The organism is Marinospirillum sp. (genome assembly GCF_035271045.1).
Taxonomy (GTDB): domain Bacteria; phylum Pseudomonadota; class Gammaproteobacteria; order Pseudomonadales; family Halomonadaceae; genus Marinospirillum.
Genome location: NZ_DATESC010000012.1, coordinates 41,702 through 61,192, shown reverse-complemented (window position 1 = coordinate 61,192; position 19,491 = coordinate 41,702). Strand labels below are relative to the sequence as shown.

17 protein-coding genes and 2 tRNA genes are annotated in these 19,491 nt (G+C 43.1%); 7 read left to right on the top strand and 12 right to left on the bottom strand.

Annotated features, from left to right (window positions below):
* Nucleotides 1-57 precede the first annotated feature (57 nt).
* From VJY63_RS05225 to VJY63_RS05215, 3 genes are all read right to left on the bottom strand, one after another.
* Complete coding sequence (locus VJY63_RS05225) at nt 58-468, bottom strand: PACE efflux transporter (RefSeq protein WP_324048721.1); 411 nt, start codon at nt 466-468, stop codon at nt 58-60.
* Nucleotides 469-655: 187 nt separating this feature from the next.
* Nucleotides 656-730: transfer RNA gene (locus VJY63_RS05220), tRNA-Gly, on the bottom strand.
* A gap of 1 nt (nt 731) precedes the next feature.
* Nucleotides 732-807: transfer RNA gene (locus VJY63_RS05215), tRNA-Glu, on the bottom strand.
* A 209-nt stretch (nt 808-1,016) separates the two neighbouring features.
* Between VJY63_RS05215 and VJY63_RS05210 the strand changes: the two genes are divergently transcribed.
* From VJY63_RS05210 to VJY63_RS05185, 6 genes are all read left to right on the top strand, one after another.
* Nucleotides 1,017-1,781 (top strand): hypothetical protein, encoded by a 765-nt coding sequence (locus VJY63_RS05210; RefSeq protein WP_324048719.1) that lies wholly within the window; start codon nt 1,017-1,019, stop codon nt 1,779-1,781.
* Between the two features lie 47 nt (nt 1,782-1,828).
* Nucleotides 1,829-2,713, top strand: coding sequence for a ribosome biogenesis GTPase YlqF (gene ylqF, locus VJY63_RS05205; protein ID WP_324048717.1), 885 nt, complete (start codon nt 1,829-1,831; stop codon nt 2,711-2,713).
* Between the two features lie 62 nt (nt 2,714-2,775).
* The gene (locus tag VJY63_RS05200; protein WP_324048715.1) at nt 2,776-3,990 is read left to right on the top strand and encodes a GGDEF domain-containing protein; all 1,215 of its coding nucleotides are present in this window, start codon (nt 2,776-2,778) and stop codon (nt 3,988-3,990) included.
* Between the two features lie 23 nt (nt 3,991-4,013).
* A complete protein-coding gene (locus tag VJY63_RS05195) occupies nt 4,014-5,228 on the top strand; it encodes a pyridoxal phosphate-dependent aminotransferase (RefSeq protein ID WP_324048713.1) in 1,215 nt (404 codons plus the stop codon).
* A 75-nt stretch (nt 5,229-5,303) separates the two neighbouring features.
* Nucleotides 5,304-6,200 carry a protease HtpX gene (gene htpX, locus VJY63_RS05190; RefSeq protein WP_324048711.1) on the top strand — a complete coding sequence of 299 codons (897 nt, stop codon included), beginning with the start codon at nt 5,304-5,306 and terminating at the stop codon, nt 6,198-6,200.
* Nucleotides 6,201-6,317: 117 nt separating this feature from the next.
* Complete coding sequence (locus tag VJY63_RS05185) at nt 6,318-8,021, top strand: methyl-accepting chemotaxis protein (protein ID WP_324048709.1); 1,704 nt, start codon at nt 6,318-6,320, stop codon at nt 8,019-8,021.
* A gap of 10 nt (nt 8,022-8,031) precedes the next feature.
* Here VJY63_RS05185 and VJY63_RS05180 read toward each other — a convergent pair whose 3' ends face one another.
* The 7 genes from VJY63_RS05180 to VJY63_RS05150 form a co-directional block, all read right to left on the bottom strand.
* Nucleotides 8,032-9,189, bottom strand: coding sequence for a 4-phosphoerythronate dehydrogenase (locus VJY63_RS05180; protein ID WP_324048707.1), 1,158 nt, complete (start codon nt 9,187-9,189; stop codon nt 8,032-8,034).
* A 26-nt stretch (nt 9,190-9,215) separates the two neighbouring features.
* Nucleotides 9,216-9,467, bottom strand: coding sequence for a glutaredoxin family protein (locus VJY63_RS05175; RefSeq protein WP_324048705.1), 252 nt, complete (start codon nt 9,465-9,467; stop codon nt 9,216-9,218).
* A 41-nt stretch (nt 9,468-9,508) separates the two neighbouring features.
* Nucleotides 9,509-10,300 carry a MetQ/NlpA family ABC transporter substrate-binding protein gene (locus tag VJY63_RS05170; protein WP_324048703.1) on the bottom strand — a complete coding sequence of 264 codons (792 nt, stop codon included), beginning with the start codon at nt 10,298-10,300 and terminating at the stop codon, nt 9,509-9,511.
* A 25-nt stretch (nt 10,301-10,325) separates the two neighbouring features.
* Nucleotides 10,326-10,991, bottom strand: a complete 666-nt coding sequence (locus VJY63_RS05165) for a methionine ABC transporter permease (RefSeq protein ID WP_324048701.1) — start codon at nt 10,989-10,991, stop codon at nt 10,326-10,328.
* The gene (locus VJY63_RS05160) at nt 10,984-12,027 is read right to left on the bottom strand and encodes a methionine ABC transporter ATP-binding protein (protein ID WP_324048699.1); all 1,044 of its coding nucleotides are present in this window, start codon (nt 12,025-12,027) and stop codon (nt 10,984-10,986) included. Before VJY63_RS05160 ends, VJY63_RS05165 begins: the two co-directional genes overlap by 8 nt.
* A 67-nt stretch (nt 12,028-12,094) precedes the next feature.
* Complete coding sequence (gyrA, locus tag VJY63_RS05155; protein ID WP_324048697.1) at nt 12,095-14,842, bottom strand: DNA gyrase subunit A; 2,748 nt, start codon at nt 14,840-14,842, stop codon at nt 12,095-12,097.
* A gap of 98 nt (nt 14,843-14,940) precedes the next feature.
* Nucleotides 14,941-15,897 (bottom strand): arsenic resistance protein, encoded by a 957-nt coding sequence (locus VJY63_RS05150; RefSeq protein WP_324048695.1) that lies wholly within the window; start codon nt 15,895-15,897, stop codon nt 14,941-14,943.
* A 111-nt stretch (nt 15,898-16,008) separates the two neighbouring features.
* Between VJY63_RS05150 and VJY63_RS05145 the strand changes: the two genes are divergently transcribed.
* Nucleotides 16,009-17,190 carry an MFS transporter gene (locus tag VJY63_RS05145; RefSeq protein WP_324048693.1) on the top strand — a complete coding sequence of 394 codons (1,182 nt, stop codon included), beginning with the start codon at nt 16,009-16,011 and terminating at the stop codon, nt 17,188-17,190.
* Here VJY63_RS05145 and VJY63_RS05140 read toward each other — a convergent pair.
* A complete protein-coding gene (locus tag VJY63_RS05140) occupies nt 17,187-18,350 on the bottom strand; it encodes a hypothetical protein (protein ID WP_324048691.1) in 1,164 nt (387 codons plus the stop codon). The two genes, VJY63_RS05145 and VJY63_RS05140, sit on opposite strands and share 4 nt — an antisense overlap.
* Nucleotides 18,347-19,111: a hypothetical protein gene (locus tag VJY63_RS05135; RefSeq protein ID WP_324048689.1), complete on the bottom strand. Its 765-nt coding sequence runs from the start codon at nt 19,109-19,111 to the stop codon at nt 18,347-18,349. Before VJY63_RS05135 ends, VJY63_RS05140 begins: the two co-directional genes overlap by 4 nt.
* Between the last annotated feature and the right edge of the window lie 380 nt (nt 19,112-19,491).

Sequence of the window (19,491 nt, the reverse complement as noted above, 5' to 3'; positions counted from 1 at the left end):
GGTTGTTGCGCAGCGTATCTTGAATAAATTGCTTGAGCTGAGGCATGGAAAACAGAGTCAGAAAGCCTGTCTATCAGCACGAAGCTTGTCATAGACCCAATTGAAAATAATGGCGTACGCTAGGAAGAATAATACGGCGCCTAGATCCATGATTAGGACAGCCAAAAAGTCCAAATTTAACATCCACATAATAACTGGAAATGATGCTGCGACCATACCGAGTTCAAACCCAAAGCCATGCCCGAAACGCATCATGATGCTACGAGACGACCTGTTTGAGCCATAAACATGATCAAACCCCCAGTTATAGATATAATTCCATACCATTGCGACCAAGGAAATGAGTAGTGACATCATGGTTAAAGAGCTGGCGTCCTTATTCGTCACTATCAAAACCAGTGGCACGAATATAGATAGAGCAAAAATTTCGAACAGAATGGTATGAATTAGACGTTCTTTTATCGACACGGTAATACCAACTAAGCTAGTTATTGGATGTATAAAAAGGGATTGATGTACTCTAGGCACAAGGCTATCTTCTCAATACCTATCTCTTAACACTCAATCCATATATATAAACTATTAAAAGCATAGCTATACCCATCTAAAAATCAGCTAAACAAAAAAACCAGCCCTAAGGCTGGTTTTTAGAATCTGGAGCGGGAAAAGAGATTCGAACTCTCGACCCCAACCTTGGCAAGGTTGTGCTCTACCACTGAGCTATTCCCGCTTGGCGTCCCATAGGGGGTTCGAACCCCTGTTACCGCCGTGAAAGGGCGGTGTCCTAGACCACTAGACGAATGGGACATTCACTGCGCTCTTCAAGATGGCGCACATAATATCCACGGATAATCAATCTGTCAACTACTTTTAATTTTAGAATTAAAAACAACTCATTTATGCAAAGCTTTATAGCTATCCTTGTCATAAGCCCCCACTTTGTAAGATACTTACAACCTTTCGCATTTTGTAGTTTTTGCGCTTTGGTTTAAAGGATTTTTTTGTAGGAGCAAGTAATGGTTATTGTTGCAGTGCTCGGCGGTATTTTTTTAATTGCCATAATCATGGTTATGGTGGTTTACGCACGCCAACAGAACGAGAAGAAGAAAATTGAGGAATTACGCAGAATACGTACCTTGGCTGATCGTGGTCGCCAAATGCAGCTGTTGTTAGATGAAATACCACCTCATTATGTATCATCCGACCTTAGAGTTTTTATAGCCGATCAATGGATAGACCTGCTACATGAACAAGAACAGTTAGGCTGTAAAGAGCCGCGCATTAAAACCGAGTTAGAAGTAGCAAAAAATAAGTTGCAAGACATTCGCAGTAGCAATCAACCCAAACCACAACCTATTGTCGACTTGCAAACAGCCAATGGTGTACGCCGCAACCTTAAACAACTCAACAAAATTGTTATCGGACTTTACCAAGAACGCAAAATTGCTCAGCGTGTCGCACAAGGCTACTTAAATGAAGTAAAGCTTGGCTTTACCCAAACCTTAGTAGAAGTATTCAGAGCTTCAGCTAACAAAGCCGAAGCTGAAGGTAATCAACGCATTGCTGTAGTTCATTATAAGCGTATTATGAGCGAACTTAACCGCAACAACCCTAACGGTATTCATAACCAAACTTTGCTAGAGTGCCGTGAAACGATTGCTAAGTTAGAAGAAATTATCGCTGTTCAATCTGAAAACAACGACAACGAACTGGCAGAAGGTGTCAACGTAATGATTGACAACCAAGATAGCTGGAAAAAGAAACAAGTTTATGATGACTAAGGTCAAATCATCCCCACTCACAGCTTATTTATGGCTTCTCTAATTACATGACTATTAACTGGTATCCTGGCCATATGCATAAAGCACGCCGGGAAATTAAGAACGCACTGCCTGAAATCGACGTTGTAATTGAAATACTTGATGCACGTCTGCCCTTTTCAAGCGCTAATCCTGTTTTAGAAAAACTAGCGCGTCACAAACCGACTTTAAAACTTTTGTCTAAAAGTGATTTAGCAGACTCAGAAATCACGGCTGAATGGATCAATTTTTTTAACAAGCAAGCCAATACTCGCGCCTTACCTATTATCACTAACGACCTTAAAACCCTACAGCCTATTGCTCAAGTCTGTCAGCAGCTAGCCAGCCAAGTACGCGAAAGCCGCTCCGTTAAAGCCTTAGTAATCGGTATACCTAACGTGGGTAAATCATCACTTATTAATAGTTTGGCAGGTAGAAAAATAGCTAAAGTAGGCAACGAGCCTGCCGTTACCCGCCGGCAGCAAAAAATACAGGTAGGCGATAAGTTACAAATTACAGACACCCCTGGTGTACTTTGGCCACGCATTGAAAACTTAAACAGTTCTTACCGTTTAGCCGCTTCAGGCGCGATTCGTGACACTGCAATGGATTACGAAGAAGTCGGTTTATGGACTGCTGAAAGCCTGTTGCAGCGTTACCCCAAAGCTTTAATGGCACGCTATAAGCTTAAAAGCTTACCAGAAAATGGTGCATTATTATTAACCGAAATTGCTGCGCGTCGAGGCGGTTTACGCGCGGGTGGTCTTGTCGACTTGCATCGTGCCAGTGAAGTGCTATTGCACGATTTACGAGGTGGACAACTTGGTCGAATCTCCTTAGAAAAACCCGTTGACATTCCTTTGGAATTAACAACACTAGAAGAAGCCCTATCGGACTCGGATGAAACCGAATAAGATGCAGCGTAAATACTTTATTGAACTTATGCTTAGCAAATATACCGAGTTGGAGCTTTTAAATGGGTAACTCTAAAGACCGTCGACGCTTTAGCTTAAAAACCAAACAACAAAATCCTTGGGAACCACGCTGGTTGCCGGCAAGCTTGCGTGACTCGTTGAACAACAAGCATCATTCGCGCGATTTTAACTTTGCTCGTAGCGATTACTTACGCAGCCGTATTTTATTTGTCGCCACTACGTTTTTTTTGTTAGCACCTTTGTGGATTCTAGTTGACTATTTGCTTTTACCGGCTGAAATGCTTAGTAATCTTGTGATTAGTCGCTTGATATTAATGGGATTTCTAGCCATTATTATTCTTTCAGCCCGTCGCAACCAACATCAACTCAATAAAATTTATAATGCATTAACGGCCTTACTTTTATTGCCAGCACTGTTTTATTTTGCGCTGGTGCTATTTTACAGTGACCAAATGGATTCTTTGGTTGGCTATAACTTTATTCCGCTGCTTATTATTGCTTTTTTGAGTGTTTTTCCACTGACCATTATCGAAAGTTTAAGCATTGGTGTCGTGATTATTGTTATCCAACTTTTAGCCTTACTTAACTTAAATGAACTAACGACACCCGATGGTTGGCAAACACTTTTCTTGCTGATAGTGGTTTTAGCCATATCACTGTGGGCTAATCACTCTCAAGTTAGTACGTTATTAAGGCTTTATCGCCAAGCCAGTATGGACAGCTTAACAGGCTTACTGAACCGTGGTGTTTTACTTGAGCAGCTTAACCAGCTTTGCAAATCACGTGATGAAAAACTGGCTGAACACGAATTACCTGCACCCATTTCACTTTTAATGTTTGACCTAGATAAATTTAAACGTATCAATGACACCTATGGTCACTCGGTGGGCGATCAAGTGCTGCAAGTTTTTGCACAAATACTGCATGAAGAACTTAGAAATAATGATTTAATAGCCCGTTATGGTGGAGAAGAGTTCGTGGCTGTTTTACCCAGCACCTCTAAGGTAGATGCCCGGCAAATTGCTGAACGTGTTCGCTTAGAATGCGAAAAATCAACCGTGATTGCCCACGACGGAGAAACGGTTAATTTCACTACCAGTATAGGCATTACTGAAATACGCCTAGATGAAAGTATTGATACTGCTTTACACCGTGTTGATACACGCCTTTATCTGGCTAAGAATTTGGGTCGTAATCGTTATGTTGATTATGATTCAGCAACTGAACAAGAAGAGACCTACCATTACTTTCGATAAGAGATAAATCGGGAATTTCACTCATGCAAACGATTCGTAAATCTAATAAGCTCCATCACGTCTGCTATGACATACGTGGCCCTGTGTTGCAAGAAGCTAAGCGTATGGAAGAAGAAGGCCATCGCATTCTTAAACTGAATATTGGCAATCCTGCACCTTTTGGTTTTGAAGCACCTGATGAAATTTTACAAGACGTAATACGCAACCTACCAACCGCCCAAGGTTATAGCGATTCAAAAGGGCTTTATTCTGCCCGCAAAGCAGTCATGCAAGAATGCCAAAGAAAAAGCATTGCTAACGTAGGCATTGAAGACATCTATCTAGGCAATGGAGTTAGCGAGCTAATTGTAATGGCGATGCAAGGCTTACTAAACGATGATGATGAGGTGCTGATTCCCGCACCTGACTACCCACTTTGGACAGCAGCAGCACGCTTAGCCGGTGGTAATGCTGTGCATTACATCTGTGATGAACAAAGCGACTGGTTCCCAGATATCGCCGACATTAGAAAGAAAATAACTGACCGTACCCGCGCCATTGTTATTATTAATCCCAATAATCCAACGGGTGCGCTTTACTCTGATGAACTGCTACAGCAGATTATTGAAGTAGCCCGCGAACATCAGCTAGTAATTTTTTCTGATGAAATTTACGACAAAATTCTTTACGACGGCGAAAAGCACACCTCCATTGCTAGCCTAGCCGATGACTTGTTATTCTGTACCTTTAATGGTTTGTCAAAAAGCTACCGTGTTGCAGGCTTTCGTTCTGGCTGGATGATTCTGTCGGGTGCTAAACACTTGGCACAGGATTATCAAGAAGGCTTAACCATGCTAGCGTCTATGCGCTTATGTGCCAACGTACCTGCACAACACGCGATTCAAACGGCTTTAGGTGGCTATCAAAGTATTAATGATTACATTCTGCCCGGTGGTCGCTTATTAGCCCAACGTGACAAAGCCTATGAACTAATCACCCAAATCCCAGGCGTTACCTGTACTAAGCCCAAAGGTGCTTTGTATATGTTTCCGCGCTTAGACCCTAAAAAATTCAATATTCAAGATGACGAAAAATTCACCCTTGATTTATTACAGCAGGAAAAACTGCTAGTCGTGCAAGGTACGGCATTTAACTGGTTTAAGCCCGATCATTTTAGACTGGTGACACTACCCAGAGTCGACCAACTAGACGATGCAATTGGTCGCCTTGAGCGCTTTTTATCGCGCTATCGCCAATAATCAGCAATCAGCGTAAAACTTTTGCTAGCAAACCTTACCTAAGTGCTAACTGAATTTATTAGGAGAAACACAAGTATGATGCGTATTGCTTTGTTCTTGCTAACTAACTTGGCAGTGGTGCTAATAGCTAGCATCACACTAAGCTTATTAGGTGTTGGCAGCTATTTAGACTCAGGTGGCGGCTTAAACCTGACTAGCTTGCTAATTTTCTGCTTTGTATTTGGTATGACAGGCTCTGTTGTGTCGCTTTTCTTGTCTAAATGGATGGCGAAAAGAAGCACTGGCACACAAATCATTACTCAGCCACGCAACCAACAAGAGCAATGGTTAGTGCAAACGGTCAGTGAGCTGGCAAAAAAAGCCGGTATTGATATGCCAGAAGTCGGTATTTTTCCTTCTAATCAATCCAATGCTTTTGCAACAGGCTGGAATCGCAACGCGGCTTTAGTTGCTGTTTCCCAAGGCTTACTTCAAAGAATGCGTCCAGAAGAAGTTCGAGCAGTATTGGCGCATGAAATTGGTCACGTTGCTAATGGTGATATGGTAACTATGGCTTTAGTACAAGGTGTGGTGAATACTTTTGTGATGTTTTTTGCACGCATTATTGGTCACACGATTGATCGAGTCATTTTTAAAAATGAGGGCAATGGTCACGGCATCGCCTTTTATGTATCCAGTATCATTGCCGAAATTGTCTTGGGTATTCTTGCTTCAGCCATCACCATGTGGTTTAGCCGTTTTCGTGAATTTCGTGCCGATGAAGCCGGTGCGCGTTTAGCCGGTTCGGGCGCAATGATTAATGCGTTACAGCGCTTAAAAGAAGAGCAAAACCTACCCAACGAGCTACCAGATTCGCTAACCGCTTTTGGATTCAACAAAGGGCAAGCCGTTAGCATGATGCAAAAGCTGTTTTCTAGCCATCCACCGTTAGATGATCGCATAGCAGCTCTACGCAATAAGGCGTATACCTAAAGCTTAAATCCTAAGGTAAGATCATCGTTGTTATAAATTTAAAAAGCTAGGTCATGTTTATCTAGCTTTTTTTAAACCCTTTAAATGACTAGTAAGTCATTTTATGGAGTAAAACTGATGATCCAACTGAACACCATTGGTGGCCGTCTTTTATTATTACCCATTGCAGCGCTATTAGGCTTAGTCTTATTGGCTTTAGTCGCACTGAATGCTTTAGATAATACCCTAGAAAAGGAACGTGAAAGCCGTGTGGTAGCCGTTGTTGATATTGCTAGTGGCATTATTAAGCATTACCAAGCATTAGAAAAAAATGGCAGCTTAAATCGTCATCAAGCACAACAAAGCGCCAAGGATACTATCAAATCATTGCGTTACGATAAAGTTGAATACTATTGGATCAATGATTTAACCACCCCCATTCCAAAAATGATTATGCACCCTACCGTTCCCGCCCTTGATGGGACTGTTTTAGATAAACCCAGTTTTAACTACGCCATTCTTTCTCGTAACCGTGACGGCAGCCAAACAGAAATCCTTGACAACCAAAACCTTTTTATTACTTTTGCTGACACAGTAAAAAAATACGGTGCTGGCTTTGTTGAATACCAATGGCCAAAAGCCATAGCAGGCGGTGGTGTCACTGAACAACGCTTTAAAAAACTATCCTATGTCGCCCGTGAAGACACTTGGGGCTGGGTAATTGGCTCAGGTATTTACGTTGACGATGTCAGCGCACAATTTTGGGCGCTCGCTAAACAAATTGGCTTGATGGGCTTAGCAGTAATTGCTGGCATTATATTATTATCAGCCTATATACGGCGCTGGGTTTTAAAACAACTAGGTGGCGAAGTTGCAAAAGCAAAACAGCTAGTACAAAAGGTAGCCAAAGGTGATTTTTCAGGCTGTGAAATTAGCGACAAAGCCAGCCCCGACAGTGTTATTGGTGCTGTAGATACGATGGCTAAACAACTGGCAGAAATGATTAAAGGCATTAGCCAAATTTCCAATAGCCTTTCTAGCGCATCAACCCAACTTGCGGCTGTTGCCCAAGAAGGTCACAGCACACAAGACCAACAAACCCAAGAAACCGACCAAGTGGCAATCGCTATTAACCAAATGAGCCACACCATTTTAGAAGTATCAGAAAATGCACGACGCGCTTCAGATGCTGCCAATAAAACCGATGAAGCCGTTGTTGCAGGCCGTGGTTCGGTTAATGAGGCAGGCAAAGCCATTGCACTATTAGCCGATAGAGTGGGCGTTTCAACCCAAGTTATTCACAAGCTAAGCGATGATTCCACCAATATTGGCAGCGTGCTAAAAGTGATTGAAGACGTTGCTGAACAAACCAACCTTTTAGCGCTTAACGCTGCGATTGAAGCGGCTCGTGCGGGTGAAGCGGGGCGTGGTTTTGCCGTTGTAGCCGATGAAGTAAGAGGCCTTGCTAGCCGCACACAGCAAAGTGCAGAAGAAATTCACAAAATGATTAGCTTGTTACAAAATGGTGCTGAAGAAGCGGTAACGGTGATGGATGCCAGTATCAAAGAAACCGAGCTTACTGTTGCAGCAGCAGGCGAAGCAGAAAAGTCCCTTGATTTAATCGCCAGTGCGGCTGAACATATTCGTAACATGAACTACTTAATTGCCACAGCAGCAGCACAGCAAGCCAGTGTCGCCGAAGAAATTAACCGTAATATTATTAAGCTAGTCGAGCTTTGTGTTAGCAGTTCAGACTCTACGCGCCAAACCCATGAAGCCAGTTTTGAACTAGAAAAACTGGCTAAAGAACTGAATAATCGCATTAAGTTCTTTAAAATTTGAAATTTGAAGCTTAATCCACAGTAAATCCCAGTGCTTTTAAAGCACTGGCTTGCTGTGGTGTTGCAGCTTTAACGTTTAACGAAGAAAACTCCCTTCTAATCGGGTAATTTTTCCGTAACTGCTGATAAACGTTGTCTGTAACATTATTAGTTTTTAAAGCTTGTAATAAACGCCAATGATCGTTTAAAGGTTGATAACAAAGGTGTGCAGCGCGGCGGCAACCTTCTTCCACATCACAACTGGCATCTAGCACCAAGCTAGCCACAGGAACAGCGGGGAATAAAGTATCTAAACACACGCTAGGCACTAGCCCTAAATGCTGACACCAAGCCTGATAAAGCATTGCTGTACCCCGACTTTTACCTTCTAAACTGTAACCGGCTATATGGGGTGTAGCTAAAAGGCAATGCTTAATAAGCGCAGAATCTAAGAAAGGCTCGCCTTCAAACACATCTAACAACAACAAAGGAGCGCTGCTGCGGTGATTACTGCTGCTAAGCTGGTTTTTTAACGCCTGCTGATCCACCACACCACCACGCCCAGCATTCAGCAACACCTTGCCTTTTAACAATGCCAATTCCTTAGCCCCGATTAAATGCTGGCTAGGATAAACACCATCACGGGTTAAAGGTGTGTGCAAGCAAACAATGTCAGCTGCTTGTAAAGTGTCTGTTAAACCTAAAAAAGGCAAACCTAAATGCCCTGCTTCACCCGCAGCAGCTCTGGGTGGGTCATTCAATACCACTTGGCAACCATAGTGGTGTAAACGGGCAGCTAAACGCCCACCCACCTGCCCAACGCCAATCACAGCAACCACCTTATCTTGCAAGCAATAACCCTGCTCAGCAGCAAGCCACAGCAAAGAAGCAATCACATAATCAACCACTGAATCCGCATTACAACCCGGCGCACTGGCAAAGGCAATACCAGCACTTTTTAACCAAGCTTGGTCAATGTGATCGACGCCAATCGTTGCTGTACCTACAAATTTTACCTGACTGCCTTCAAGTAACTGCTGATTCACAGGTGTCACTGAACGCACTAATAGCCCATCAGCATCCTTAACAGCAGCAGGTGTAATGGCATTGCCTGATAAATAAACCAGCTCTGCAGCAGCACCAAAAAATGCTTGTGAAAAAGGAATATTCTCATCAACGATCAATCGCATATTCAATAATCCTATTTTTTGATGCGCTAGTTTGGCAAATCAGCAATCCAACTCGCCAACCTTTCTGCGGTAAAAGGCCAACCTAACTCTGCACCACAAAGGCTTGCCACTACCGGAATACGCACGCCATAACGCGCCATTAATAAATCATCTTCCGCAATATCGACCAGCGCCAGCTTTAGCCCTTTTTGTAACCAAGGGTCTAATAAAGCTAACGCTTGATCGCACAAATGGCAGCCCACTGTAGTGTAAAGTGTTAGGTTTAAACCTTGAATCATTCTGACTTCCTTTTTAGTATTTCGCTTAATCGTGTTTTAACTTAGTAAATAGGTGCAATTGCGCCCTTGTAAGTAATATTAATAAAATTGCTGACTGCTGGGGTTTTTAAAGCGGCAATTAATTTTACCAAGTCAGGATTTTGCTCAGTGCCTTCTTTAACAACCAAAATATTCACGTAGGGTGAATCACGCCCCTCTATAATCAAGGCATCTTTAGCCGGATTCAAACCTGCTTCTAAAGCGTAATTAGTATTGATTAGCGCTAAGTCTACCTGACCTAAAATGCGTGGCAAAGTAGCTGCTTCTAATTCTTTAAAGCGTAATTTTTTAGGGTTTTCAATGATATCGCGTGGTGTCGCCGTAATACCGGCTTCTGGATTTAATTTAATTAAACCCGCTTTTTGTAATAATAATAAAGCACGGCCACCGTTAGTCGCATCATTAGGCAAGGCAATTTGAGCACGTTCTGGTAAATTGGTTAATTTTTTATGCTTAGTGGAATAAGCACCAAAAGGTTCAACATGAACACCCACTACACTAATCAACTGAGTGCCACGGCTTTTGTTAAACTCTGTTAGGTAGGGCTGATGCTGAAAGAAGTTAGCATCTAAGCGGCCTTCATTGACTTGTGTATTTGGCTGCACATAGTCTGTAAAGACTTTCACATCCAGTGTTACACCTTGCTTAGCTAAACTGGGCTTTAAAAACTCTAAAATTTCAGCATGAGGTACAGCCGTTGCAGCAACTTTTAAAGTGCCTGCCAATGCTTGAGCCGTTAACACTTGCGCTGTAACAGCAGCAGCCATTGCCAAGCCAGTCAATATTTTTTTCATATTAATTTTTCCTTTCAATAACCCATTATTTACGTGAATAGTGAACCACTAAACGGTCGCCCACCATTTGCAACACTTGTACTAACATTAGCAACAAAACTACGGTAACTACCATGACATCGGTTTGAAAACGCTGATAACCAAAGCGTATGGCTAAATCGCCTAAACCACCTGCACCCACCACGCCCGCCATAGCGGTGTAAGAAACCAGTGTAATGGCTGTTACCGTTGTAGCCGCTAGAATACCCGGTCTAGCTTCTGGCAACAAAGCACTAATAATTATTTGCTTAGTCGTTGCGCCCATGGCTTGCGTGGCTTCAATGATACCTTTATCTACTTCCCTTAGTGCCGTTTCTACCAAACGTGCAAAGAAAGGCGTAGCGCCTACAACTAAGGGTGGAATCGCGCCAGCTACCCCTAAAGAAGTCCCCGTAATCAACACGGTAAAAGGAATCATCACTATTAATAAAATAATAAAGGGTAAAGAACGTAAAATATTAGTGACCAGCGATAACAGTGAATAAAAGCCTTTTTGTTCAAACAACTGCTTGGGACTGGTTAAAAATAATACTATGCCCAATGGCAAACCTAAAATAATGGTAAACAATAAAGAGCCGCCCAACATAATAAGCGTTTCTAAAGTGGCCAACCCAATTTCGTACCAATCAACATTAATTAATAGCTCATTCATGATCTAAGCCCTCTTGACACAAAACCGCTTGACGCAACACCGCTAAATGAACGTCGGCAGCCGCTAACATTTGCATGGCTTCTTCTAATTTATCGCCTTTAAAAGCAACCGTAAGCTGACCGTAAGGCTCATTGCGTATTCTATCAATTCGACCCGATAAGATTGAAAATTCAACACCCGTTTGATATGCAATTTTAGCCAATAGCGGCTCATAAGTTGCCTGCCCTTGAAAAGTTAAGCGTAAAATTCGTCCTTCAACTTCAGCAAAGTTTTGCAGCATTTCGGTTTCGTCAACCTGTTCAGCTTCGTAAACAAAGCGTTTAGTCGTGGGGTGCTGCGGGTGCAAAAACACATCAGCAACCTTGCCTTGTTCAACAATCCTACCGCCGTCCATCACCGCTACTTGATCGCAAATACGGCGTACCACATCCATTTCATGGGTAATTAAAATAAGGGTTAAACCTAGGTCTTGGTTTATTTCTGCTAATAATTGCAACACTTGCCCCGTGGTTTGTGGGTCTAACGCACTGGTGGCTTCATCACACAATAAAATAGTTGGGTCAGTCGATAAGGCACGGGCAATACCCACGCGCTGTTTTTCACCGCCCGAAAGCTGAGCAGGGTATTTATTGGCATGATTTTTTAAACCCACTCGGGCTAATAAATCACTCACTTTCGTATGGATTGCAGATTTAGAAAGCGCTCCAGCTAACTTTAATGGTAACGCTACGTTTTCTGCTACGGTGCGCGATGACAATAAATTAAAATGCTGGAAGATCATGCCTACGCGACGACGAAAATCGCGTAAACCTTTAGCATCTAACTGGGTAATGTCTGTACCATCAACGTTAATATTCCCGCTGCTGGGTTCTTCTAAACGGTTAATCAAGCGCATAAGCGTGGATTTACCCGCCCCTGAATGCCCAATAATGCCGTAAATTTTCCCTGTAGGAATCTGCAATGAGGTAGTTTGCAGCGCTGTTATTGATTTTTTGCCAAGCTGATAAGCCTTGTGGACTTCAAAGAATTCAATCACCGGACTAATACCTGAAATGAGAATCCCGGCACAAGGCCGGGATTAGGGTTTTATTTTCTAACGACACTTAATCTTCAGCAGACAAGCTTTGCTCTACTTCTAAGGAGTCAGTTTCAGACAAATCAACCACTGCTTCAAGTTCAGCATCGGGGTCTTCACCAATATCTTGAACACGCACTGTACCGCAAAGCTTTTCCTCGTCGGTTAAGCGAATCAGCGTTACACCTTGCGTATTACGCGAGGTTGTCGAGATTTCATCAACGCGTGTGCGTACCAAAGTGCCGCGATTAGTGATTAACATCATCTCTTCGCCATCTTCAACTTGAATCGCCGAAACTAAGCCACCATTACGCACACTGCATTGCATGGCGATAACGCCCTGACCACCACGACCGCGTAAGGGGAACTCAGGTAAACGGGTACGCTTACCATAGCCATTTTCTGAAGCCGTTAGAATGTAGATAGGACCTGATTCAACCTCTATTGCTGCTTCAATTGCAACAACTTCAGTCTCCACCACATCGACATCGGCAATATCTGCAACGTCTGCATCATCCACTTCGTCTTCAAGGTCATCAGCAGCATCTATCACAGTGTTACGAGGAATAATTAAGCTAATCACTTCGCCGCCTTCTGGCAGACGAATACCACGTACACCACGCGCTGTACGACCCATGCTGCGTACTTTACCTTCTTCAAAGCGAATCGCTTTACCCGCACTGGTGAAAAGCATGACATGATCGTCACCGTGAGTAATCGCAGCACCTACTAGGTGGTCGCCTTCGTCTAGGTCTAGGGCAATTAAGCCGCTAGAACGTGGACGAGCAAATTGATCTAGGCTGGTTTTCTTAACCGTTCCACGCGCTGTTGCCATAAAGATATAATGATCTTCACGGTATTCAGTCACTGGCAAAATGGTGGTAATGCTTTCGCCTTCTTCTAAAGGCAAAAGGTTAACCAAAGGACGACCACGCGAACCACGGCTACCCGTTGGCATATCGTAAACTTTTAGCCAGTAAACCTTACCGCGTGTAGAGAAAAGCATAATAGTAGCGTGGGTTGAAGCAACTAATAAATGCTCTATAACGTCTTCGTCTTTCATGGAAGTTGCAGACTTACCACGACCACCACGACGCTGCGCACGGTAATCACTCAAAGGCTGAGTTTTTGCGTAACCCGTTCGTGAAATGGTTACTACCATGTCTTCTTCGGCTATCAGGTCTTCCATAGAGAAGTCTTGACGGCTGGCAATAATCACGCTGCGGCGAGGGTCGGTGTATTCAGCACGAATAGCAATCAGCTCTTCACGAATTAGCTGCATAAGCAATTCTGGATCAGCCAAAATAGCCATGTATTCGGCAATTTTTTCTAGCAGTTCACGGTATTCACTTAATAGTTTTTCGTGTTCCATGCCCGTTAAACGGTGCAAGCGTAAATCAAGAATGGCTTGGGCTTGCACTAGCGATAAACGGTAGCTGTCTTGCGCTTCTGCCATACCCAAGCCTTCAGCAAGACCATCGGGTTTACACGCATTTGCGCCAGCACGTTCTAGCATTTCTACTACGTTGCCCGGTGTCCAATCACGCGCTAACAAACCTTCTCTGGCTTCTGCTGGTGAAGGTGAGGCTTTAATTAACGCAATGATTGGATCAATATTTGCCAGCGCTATGGCTAGACCTTCTAAAATATGACCCCGATCTTTAGCTTTGCGTAGTTCAAAAACAGTACGGCGTGTTACCACTTCTTGGCGGTGGCGAATAAAGGCTTCCAGCATTTGCTTTAAATTAAGCAACATGGGTTGACCATCACGCAGTGCCACCATGTTAATACCAAATACATTTTGCAAAGACGTTTGGGTAAATAAATTATTCGCTAATACTTCAGGTGACTCGCCACGCTTAACTTCGATAACAATCCGCATACCGTCTTTATCAGACTCGTCACGCAGTTCAGCGATGCCTTCAATTTTCTTCTCTTTAACCAGCTCAGCAATGCGCTCGATTTGGCGGGCTTTGTTCAACTGGTAAGGAATTTCAGTAAAAACAATGGCTTCACGGTTGCCGATAGTTTCAAAGTGGTGCTTAGCACGCATATAAATGCGCCCACGGCCTGTGCGGTAAGCTTCAACAATGCCAGCTTTACCATTAATAATCGCGCCGGTAGGAAAGTCAGGGCCTGGAATGTATTCCATTAGCTGTTCAATCGTTAGCGATGGATCATCAATTAAAGCCAAGCAACCATCCACCACTTCACCCAAGTTATGCGGTGGAATGTTGGTTGCCATACCCACCGCAATACCTGCCGAACCATTAATTAACAGGTTAGGCACACGGGTGGGCAAAACAGCTGGAATTCTTTCCGTACCGTCGTAGTTGTCTACATAATCAACGGTGTCTTTGTCTAAATCAGCCAATAACGAATGGCTCATTTTAGTCATACGGATTTCGGTATAACGCATGGCAGCAGCGGAATCACCGTCTACCGAACCAAAGTTACCTTGACCGTCGACCAACATATAGCGTAATGAGAAGGGCTGCGCCATACGAACAATGGTGTCATAAACTGCTGAGTCGCCATGCGGGTGATATTTACCGATAACATCACCCACCACACGGGCAGACTTTTTATAGGGTTTATTCCAATCGTTGTTCAGTTCATGCATGGCAAACAGCACGCGCCGGTGAACCGGTTTAAGACCATCACGCACATCGGGCAGTGCGCGTCCGACAATAACGCTCATCGCGTAATCAAGGTAGGACTGCTTTAGCTCGTCCTCAATATTTATCGGATGAATCTCTGAGGCGACTTCAGCCATACATCTTCGTCCTTCTTAGGTTTTTGATATTCAGTCGATTATACCCTTTTTGTCCAGCTCAAGTAACATTGACTTATCGCTAACACAGCTTCTGTCACTTAATTAGGGAAGATACGTTCAGAAAGCTTCATATAAGCTGCTGCCGACTGCACCTGAATGATATAAGCCAAGGCAACCAAAATGGCCGCCTCTGCTCCTGCTTCACCAAAAGCGGTCATAGACAAAGCCAAAGCAATGGAAAGGTTACGCATCACCGTGCCGTAAACCAAAGCAATGCCATTACCACGATTCAACATTTTACGCGCAATTAGCGTACTTATTAGGTAGTTAAGCGAATAAAGAATAACCAGCGGCAACAACAGCTTTAGCACCAAGGCAGGCGATTCAACCAAGTCTGCACCTTTTAACGCCATAGCCACAAAAACAATGCCCAACACACCAAGGCTTGAAAAAGGCGGAAACTTAGGGGCTAGCTTTTTCTGGAAGGTTTCTTGACCGTATTTACCCACCAAAAACTTGCGTGTTAACTGGGCTGCAACAAAAGGCAAGGCAATAAAAAACACAATTTGCTTAAACACTTCGCCTAGCTGAATTGGAATTTCTGCACCCATTAAAAACTTCACATAAAAAGGCGTTAATAGTGAACCTAACAGCAAGCCGATAATGGTCAGTTTAATTGCCGTTGGCACATTGCCCTTAGCAAAGCCTGTCCAAGAAATAGTCATGCCGCTGGTGGGCAATAAAGCGGTTAGCAATAAACCCAAAGCCAAAGCTGGCTGTTCTTTAAAAAACACCAACCCTAGCCCGTAAGCAATAAAAGGAATGCACAAAAAGTTAATGCCCATCGCCCAAAACTGCACGGCATTATCGCCTGGCTCTAATAGCTGTTGCGCTTTAACGCCCACCATCATGGGGAAAATCATTAGCAGGGTGAAAGGTATAATAAGCACAATTAACGATTGAGTTGGCAGGGTTAAACTGGCACCCAAACCCAATAACAAAAACAGTGGAATACTCAGACTTAAATTTTTACTTAACCAAGTGATAAGCTTCATAGCGCACCTTTTATCGAACACCTTATAGAATATAAGAACTAGCTAATAGATTACATGAATTAGCCTTACAATGTGATACATTAGCTGCTTTTAATTCATCGAGAACTTGTTATGCTTCCCTTAACTGTCTGGGGCTTGGCGCTTGGTCAAGCCCTGTTGATTAGTGGCAACATCTTGCTGGTTTCTGTCACGGCTTTAATTGGGCAACAAATCGCCCCTTCACCCACCCTAATTACTTTACCCGTTGCACTACAGTTTTTAGGCTTAATGGGGGTTACTTTACCCGCAGCACATTTAATGCGCTGGCTAGGCAGAAAAATCGGCTTTTTAATGGGCAATATTATTGGTGTTGGTGGTGCTATTTTAGCTTACAACGCCTTAGTTTTAGAAAGCTTTACTCTGTTTTGTGTTAGTACCTTTTTGTTAGGTATGGCAATTGGTGTAGGCCAACAATACCGTTTTGCAGCAGTAGAAGCCTGCCAACCCTCACAAAGCGCCCGCGCCATTGCCTTGGTTATGGGTGGTGGTGTATTGGCTGCTATTCTTGGCCCTAACCTAGCGGTTTGGTCGCGTGGCTTCTTTCCTGAAAGTAGCTTTTTAGGCGCTTTTGCCGTTTTAATTGGTTTATACATCTTTACTATGCTGCTGATTGTTTCTCTACCATTAAAGAAGCCTTCCACAGCAGAACAGCAAAAAGGTGGTCGCAGCTATTTAGAGCTACTTCGCCAGCCAATTCTTGTAGCTGCTGTTGCTTCGGGCAGTATTGGTTACGGCATTATGGTTTTAGTTATGACAGCCACACCGCTTGCCATGAAAAGCCTAGGCTATGAATTCAGCGACATTGCCAGCATTATTCAGTGGCACGTTTTAGGCATGTTTTTACCTTCTTTTATTACCGGCCGTTTAATTACCCGTTTTGGTACTGTTCCTATAATTCAGCTGGGTTGTGCGTTGTTATTGCTGTGCGTATTAATTGCCCAGCTAGGTACTAGCTATTGGTTCTTCTGGGTGGCTTTGGTGGCTTTAGGTGTGGGTTGGAACTTCACTTTTATCGGTGCAACTTCATTACTAACACTAACTTATCTGCCCAATGAAAAAGCCAAAGTTCAAGGCATGAACGACTTTTTAGTCTTTGGTTTTTCAGCTGCGGGGGCGTTATTAGCGGGTCATTTTCAGCACTGGTTAGGCTGGGAAATGCTTAACCTAGTTATGCTGCCACCCATCGCTTTTGCCATGTGGGTGGTGTGGGTAAGTAGACGCAACCATAAGCGTAATTTAGCTACAACGGCTTAGTTTTCTAGCGGTTTTTCAGGGAATAGATAAAACCGCTGCTCTACCCCTGCTTCAATATAAGGCTGGTTGAGTCTTTCTTTTAAATAAGCCTGCCTAGCAGTAAACAAGGGCTGTGTTTTTTGTTGCAACCCTTTAGCCAGATCAACTTTCCAAGCATTTAACCCCTCTTCAAGCCCCGCTGCTTTTTCATCTCTGTATAAAGCCTCTTCTGCTTTAAGAAGCGCCCAATCTGAAGCCACAAATAATATCAAGGTAGTAGCACCTGCAACTAAAGCACCTGGCCCAGTGGGTGAGGCTACGGCTGTTGCTGTACCACTAGCTGCCATAGCTGCAGCTAAACGCGGTGTTAGCCTTGCAACATACTGTAAAGTAATTCGTGTAGCAGAACGCATCACCGTAGTTTGCATAATGCGGCTAGTCATTGCTCTGGCCGCTGGCAAAACTAACATACCACCGCCTACAGCCGCTGAGATACCTGCACTTTGCTGCCAGCGGATTAGGTCAGTGGCAGGTAAAGTTATTTCTGGAGCTAATACATGATCTAAATTCAAGGTAAACACTGCTGCCGACTCATCAACTGCAACTTGGCGATTAGCAAAACTTTTATGTAGCTTGGCTTGTAGCTCTAGTAGCTGCTGTTTTTGTTCTTCAACTAAGCGCTCTTGAAAGGCAAGCGTATAATCTTGACCTAAGTTTTCTAAAGCTAAAGCAAAACCACTATTTACAAACACCAACTGATGGAACTGTTTTTCTAGCTGCTCAGGCAAATCACCTTTAAGCGCATAAAATAAACGCAAATAAGAGCCAGGCATGGAGTAGTACCAATCTAAATAACTTTCTATACCCTGCTCAGATAACATAAACAAATCTTGCAACTGCTGCTCTGTCCATTCCTGCATACTAATTGCTAAGGTTAGCTGGTTTTCTTCTGAAAAATCGCGCAGTTGATGATTTAAAATATCCAAAGTGGAAGCATCTAATAACAGTGTTTCACCTTTAATAATTAACTTATAAATAGCAGATGAACCTAGTTGTTGGTCAATTAAACGCAAAGCATGGCTAGAAGCTGCAAAAAGTACCAAAGCAACCACAAAAGCAGCGATTAAAGACCAAAAGCTAGGAATAATTGGCTGTTCGCCTTTACTCAGTGCATGAGTCATAACTTACCTCGCTTTAAAAAATAAGCTGCCGCCAAAAGCTGTACCCAGGCCATACAAAAAGCAGCTTGCAACACAAAAACACCGCCCCAAACAAAAATAGCTAACCAACCACTGGTTTCGTGATTACCTAGCATATTTTGCAACAACCATTGCCAAGTAATGTCTAAAGTTTGGCTTAACCTTAACAATAAAGGTAGTACACCTGCTTCACCTTGCAGCTGTAATTGTAAAACAAGTGCTTCATTCCAACTTAAACCAATTAACCAGGGTTGAGAAACGTGCAAGCGTACTAGCAAAGTTAAGCCAACTAGCAAACCTGCTACCAAAAATACGCTGGCTCTTCTCATTAAGACCATTAAATAAGCAGTTTGTGCAGATGTAGAAAGTAAACGCAGCATTAGCTTTTCTATAACTGCTAATAAAATAAGACTAGAAGCTAACACCCACCACAACCAAGACTCGGCAACTAAAAGTTGCAGTAGTAAAAACAAGCCAAACAAAAGCGCCAGCAAAAGTTGTGTGGCTTTACCCAATAAACCTAGCTGCAACCTTTGCTGCCAAAAAGATTCACTCTTTAAATACTGCGCTAACCAAACTTGACGTTTAGTTTTGGCAACTTCTAAGCGAGTTAAATAGATAAGCCAACTTACCCCAGCCCAAACAACCAACAAGCTAGCCTGCACAAAACCTGTCGGTAAATTAACCCAAGCCAGTAAAGTGAGCAGAAAACCTAAGCGAATAAAAGAAATTTTTAGCTGCATATTTTACCTAGCTAGATGAATGTTATGTAGCAGCCCAAAGCAACCCACACCAAACCCAAAGTTAAAAAATCAACCCTTGCCACACCTAACAAAACTAAAGTTTAACCTAGTCACTCATGGAATATGAAACTTACTGCTAAAACTATTTATCTGTAACCAGTAAGTTTTAATAGATAAAATAACTAGATTATTTAATTTAGCTACGTATAATCACAAATTCAAATAAACTGGATCTTTACATATCAACTAATGGAAAGCGTAATGAATAACCAACCAACCAACCAACCACAACTAAGCTATTAGCGGCTGCAGCCTTAGCTTTTACCTTAGGCACAACCAACGCCATCGCACAAACTGAATTTTTTGTTGGCGCAGGTTTA

Bases quoted from the DNA above. Each gene is read 5' to 3' on its own strand.
- VJY63_RS05210 (WP_324048719.1), top strand. From the start codon at position 1,017: ATGGTTATTGTTGCAGTGCTCGGCGGTATTTTTTTAATTGCCATAATC.
- ylqF (WP_324048717.1), top strand. From the start codon at position 1,829: ATGACTATTAACTGGTATCCTGGCCATATGCATAAAGCACGCCGGGAA.
- VJY63_RS05200 (WP_324048715.1), top strand. From the start codon at position 2,776: ATGGGTAACTCTAAAGACCGTCGACGCTTTAGCTTAAAAACCAAACAA.
- VJY63_RS05195 (WP_324048713.1), top strand. From the start codon at position 4,014: ATGCAAACGATTCGTAAATCTAATAAGCTCCATCACGTCTGCTATGAC.
- htpX (WP_324048711.1), top strand. From the start codon at position 5,304: ATGATGCGTATTGCTTTGTTCTTGCTAACTAACTTGGCAGTGGTGCTA.
- VJY63_RS05185 (WP_324048709.1), top strand. From the start codon at position 6,318: ATGATCCAACTGAACACCATTGGTGGCCGTCTTTTATTATTACCCATT.
- VJY63_RS05180 (WP_324048707.1), bottom strand. From the start codon at position 9,189: ATGCGATTGATCGTTGATGAGAATATTCCTTTTTCACAAGCATTTTTT.
- VJY63_RS05175 (WP_324048705.1), bottom strand. From the start codon at position 9,467: ATGATTCAAGGTTTAAACCTAACACTTTACACTACAGTGGGCTGCCAT.
- VJY63_RS05170 (WP_324048703.1), bottom strand. From the start codon at position 10,300: ATGAAAAAAATATTGACTGGCTTGGCAATGGCTGCTGCTGTTACAGCG.
- VJY63_RS05165 (WP_324048701.1), bottom strand. From the start codon at position 10,991: ATGAATGAGCTATTAATTAATGTTGATTGGTACGAAATTGGGTTGGCC.
- gyrA (WP_324048697.1), bottom strand. From the start codon at position 14,842: ATGGCTGAAGTCGCCTCAGAGATTCATCCGATAAATATTGAGGACGAG.
- VJY63_RS05150 (WP_324048695.1), bottom strand. From the start codon at position 15,897: ATGAAGCTTATCACTTGGTTAAGTAAAAATTTAAGTCTGAGTATTCCA.
- VJY63_RS05145 (WP_324048693.1), top strand. From the start codon at position 16,009: ATGCTTCCCTTAACTGTCTGGGGCTTGGCGCTTGGTCAAGCCCTGTTG.
- VJY63_RS05140 (WP_324048691.1), bottom strand. From the start codon at position 18,350: ATGACTCATGCACTGAGTAAAGGCGAACAGCCAATTATTCCTAGCTTT.
- VJY63_RS05135 (WP_324048689.1), bottom strand. From the start codon at position 19,111: ATGCAGCTAAAAATTTCTTTTATTCGCTTAGGTTTTCTGCTCACTTTA.